Origin of the sequence: Holophaga foetida DSM 6591, assembly GCF_000242615.2 — a bacterium.
Classification (GTDB): Bacteria; Acidobacteriota; Holophagae; order Holophagales; family Holophagaceae; genus Holophaga; species Holophaga foetida.
Genome location: NZ_KI912268.1, coordinates 53416 through 57050 on the forward strand (window position 1 = coordinate 53416; position 3635 = coordinate 57050).

At 62.8% G+C, this 3635-nt stretch carries 2 protein-coding genes; both read right to left on the reverse strand.

Going from position 1 to position 3635, the window contains the following annotated elements; translation table 11 throughout:
- Positions 1–583: 583 nt before the first annotated feature.
- Complete coding sequence (locus HOLFODRAFT_RS0200285; protein ID WP_005031295.1) at positions 584–1891, reverse strand: porin; 1308 nt, start codon at positions 1889–1891, stop codon at positions 584–586.
- Positions 1892–2097: 206 nt separating this feature from the next.
- Positions 2098–3336 carry an MFS transporter gene (locus tag HOLFODRAFT_RS0200290; RefSeq protein WP_005031293.1) on the reverse strand — a complete coding sequence of 413 codons (1239 nt, stop codon included), beginning with the start codon at positions 3334–3336 and terminating at the stop codon, positions 2098–2100.
- Positions 3337–3635 lie beyond the last annotated feature (299 nt).

A 3635-nucleotide genomic window follows, 5' to 3' on the forward strand; every position in this document is an offset into this window, starting at 1 on the left:
GATCCTCTGGCGACCGCTGATCGAGTGAAGCCTCCAGGGCACCCCCGGCGGTGATGCCATGACTGTCAGCCTCTCAGCTATCCATCACCTGCACCACGACCTCCACCACGGCGGGACGGCGAAGCCCTGCTATGACGCCAACTCGGTCCAAGCCCCTGCCGGGACTGTCGGGCTCAGCAGTCAGCAATCCCTGGGCGACAGGGGACCTGGCGTCCCCAAAAGTGGATCAGCAGGCGCGATTTCCCCATAGCCCTCGCCCAACTCCCCCGCCGCTCCGGGCTTGTTCAACACCGCATTTCATCGGTGGGGGCTCCGTCTACCTGAGGCAGCCTCGCCCACGCCCCACCGACGAAATGCTCACTGGCTTTTCCCCATGTCTGCAAAGGAAATCGCTGCCAGGTGATGCCCGTTTGCCATCAATCGTAAAGATCCGAAAGCCACTTCCACCGCCAAGCAACCCCGTGCGGCGGGGTTGCTTGGCGGTGGAAGTGGCTGCAAAAAAAGCACCCGGCTTTCTATCCCTGAGGGAAGGAGAGCCGGGTGTATTCAGGTCCGAGGGGAAACCCTCAGCGTTCTGGCTGGCTTAGAACTTGTAGAGCAGTCCGCCGCCGAAGCCCCTGGTGTCGCCATTCTGGCCGATGGTGCCGCTGGCACCAGCAGCGCCACCAGCCACGGGGGGCATGGGGGAGTAGGTGGCGTTCTCGTCGTTGATTACGCCGTAGATGTTGGCGTAGAGGCTCACGCCCTTGGTGAGGCTGTAGGCGTAGCCCAGGGTGTACTGCTTGGCACCGAACTCGCCGGCGACCTTGGCTCCAGACTCATCCTTGAGGGTGCCCTTGCCCGCCATGCCGAAGCCAGCCCAGACCTTGTGGGCATCGATCTCCTGACTGGCGATGACGTACCAGGCGGTCCGCTTGTACTCGGCGGCCGCGAGGTTGCCGGTGGCTGCGTTTGCAGGAACCGTGTTCCCTACGGGGGCAGATGCATTCGTCGGGTTATCCGTGGTGTACTTCAACTGCTCGACCACGGCGCAGATGCGGGTCTTGGTGGGCAGGGCCCAGTAGACGGCCAGCATGTTGCCGGTGTCCTTGGAATTCACGCCACCCTTGCCGAGGACGGTTTCGTTTGAAGATGCCGTGGCGGCGAGCGTCTGGCCCAGGTTCATCTGGGAAAGGCCGAAGTAGTCGTTGTGCTGCTCGAAGGCGTAGATGACAGTCAGGCCCAGGGCCTTGTTGTTGTAGCTGACGGTGCCGGACAGGAGGGTGGGGTTCGTCTGGACGGCGGCGCTGTTAGCAGCCTTGCCCTCGTTCATGGAATACATGAGCTTGGCCTGGAAGCCCTGGAATGCGGGGGACCAGTACTGGATGCTGTTGCCCTGGCGGCGGTTGAAGATGGCGTCGCCGCTGTTACCGGCAGGCTTGGTGGCCGTCACGGTTCCGATGGTGCGGAAGCCGGGGGTGGTAATGATGCTGACATCGGAGACCAGGGAGGCGGGGACGGGCCCCATCTTCATGACCACATCCTTGTAGGGGGTGTCCCAGGAACCGGCCAGGACGGTGCCGAACTTGGTCTCCAGGCCCAGGGCGGTGTTGCGGCCGGCCCAGGTGCTGGGGGCATCACCATCGATGCCGACGGAGCTCTCCAGCTGCCAGATCACCTTGATGTCGGGGGTGGCCTGCATGCTGCCCTTGAGGCCCACGTTGGAGGTGGAGCAGGTGAAGCGGTTACGGGAAGCAAGGTCGTAGGCGGCGGTGTTGGAGCCGGAGACCTTCGTGTTGTTCAGTTCGGTGACCAGGGTGCCGTAGAGGCTCCACTCGGACTTGGGAGCATCGGCGAGGGCGGGCATGGCGATGGCACCGGCCACGAGCAGGAGGGACAGGCGGTTCTTCATTTATTACTCCTTGGTTGGCGCCCCGGGGGTCGGGGCTGGTTGGGTGGGGTAATGAAAGGACCTGAAACTGGAGGGTGTGCTGTACTTCGACGGATTTCCGGCCGGGCTTGATTTTTCACAGAGATGCAGCACCCGGGAGTGGCGGAACCGGCTGAAAAAACTGCGCCTTTCTTCGTGGAGGAGAGAAAGGCGCAGAGGGTGGAACCTTAGGAATTCCGCTGGGGTGCTGCGGAGAACTCAGGCTTCTTGAAGAAGTCCGTCGTGAAGCTGACGAGGATCGCAGCGATGATGAGGAGCGAGGCGAAGCACATCAGGTTGTAGCCCACGTGCATCTTCTGGGCCACCAGGAAGCCGCCGATGATGGGGCCCGCAGTGCCGCCGATGCGTCCCAGGCCGTAGCCCCAGGTGGTGCCGGTGGCGCGGAAGGAGGTGGGGTAGGACTGGGCCAGGTAGGAACCCATGGCGCCGGAGACGCCGTGCTGGAAGGCACCCGTGAAGAAGAGCAGGATGGTCAGGACGATGGCGTTGTTCATGAAGCCGATGAGGGACACCAGGATGGCCAGGACAACCCAACCGAAGCGGGTGGTGTTCCTTCCGCCGATCTTGTCGCTGAGGTAGCCGAAGAGGGGAATGCCCAGGATGAAACCGAGGTTCCAGGTCATGGTGAAGAAGAGGCTGCCCTTGATGCTGAAGCCCTTCATGGTCATGAGCTTGGGGAGCCACATGAGCACGCCGTAGATGAAGATGTAGCTGCACATCATGATGATCCAGAACAGCACGGTGTTCTTGGCGTAGCCCCCCTTGAAGAGGTTGGCCACGGTGCCCTTGCCGGAATCCTTGGCTTCGAGCTGATAATCATCAGCCTCGGTGGCCTTGAAGGTGGGATCGATACGCTCCAGGATGCGGCCGATCTGCTGGTTCTGCCCCTTCTTCTTGAGGTAGGCGATGGACTCGGGCAGGTAGGCCTGGCCCAGGAGCAGAAGGATCATGATCGCAGAGACATAGAACATGGCGCGCCAGCCGTAGGGGCCGATGAGAGCCATACCGGCCAGGGCGGCGATCACGGTGCCGACGGCCATGCCGGAGGTCACCCACACCGTCAGGCGGCTGCGGATGGGCTTGGGGGAATACTCGGAGGTGAAGGCCACCGCCAGGGGGAAGATGCCCGCCAGAGCGAAACCGGCGATGAAGCGGCAGATGGCGAAGGCGTTGAAGCTGTGCACGAAGCCACAGGCTGTGGTGAAGATGACGTAGATGGCGGTGCCGATGAGGATCGAATGCTTCTTGCCGATGGAGTCAGCCAGGGGGCCGAAGGCCAGGGAGCCGAAGATCATGCCGAACATGCCCCAGCTGCCGAGCAAGCCAACCTGGGCGGGCTGAAGATTCCAGTCCTTCATGAGGGTGGGGATGATCAGGCCGAAGATGTTCGTGAATCCGTGAGCCATGCGATCGCCTAGCCAGCCCCCATCCCCTCGACAGGCAATGAAGGCCGCTGAGGGGGCCTTCTTCGGCTTCGGCGGGGGGAACCAGGTGGCAGATCATGCTGTTCGGCGCCCCCAGGTAGTTACTCGGGCAGGCCTCCGGCCGAGTCCAGGCCTCTTGAATCGGTTGCGGGTGGGGTCAGGCGGCTTTGCCGAGGGGCGGGATCAACTCGCGGAACAGGGCGAGGATCTCGGCCTTGGCGGGGTGATTGCCGAGGTCGAGCTTGAGCTGGTTGGAGCCCTTCAGAACGCGGGCAGGCAGG

What these genes read in the sequence shown, in the direction of transcription:
- HOLFODRAFT_RS0200285 (WP_005031295.1), bottom strand. Translation starts at nt 1,891, where the DNA reads ATGAAGAACCGCCTGTCCCTCCTGCTCGTGGCCGGTGCCATCGCCATG.
- HOLFODRAFT_RS0200290 (WP_005031293.1), bottom strand. Translation starts at nt 3,336, where the DNA reads ATGGCTCACGGATTCACGAACATCTTCGGCCTGATCATCCCCACCCTC.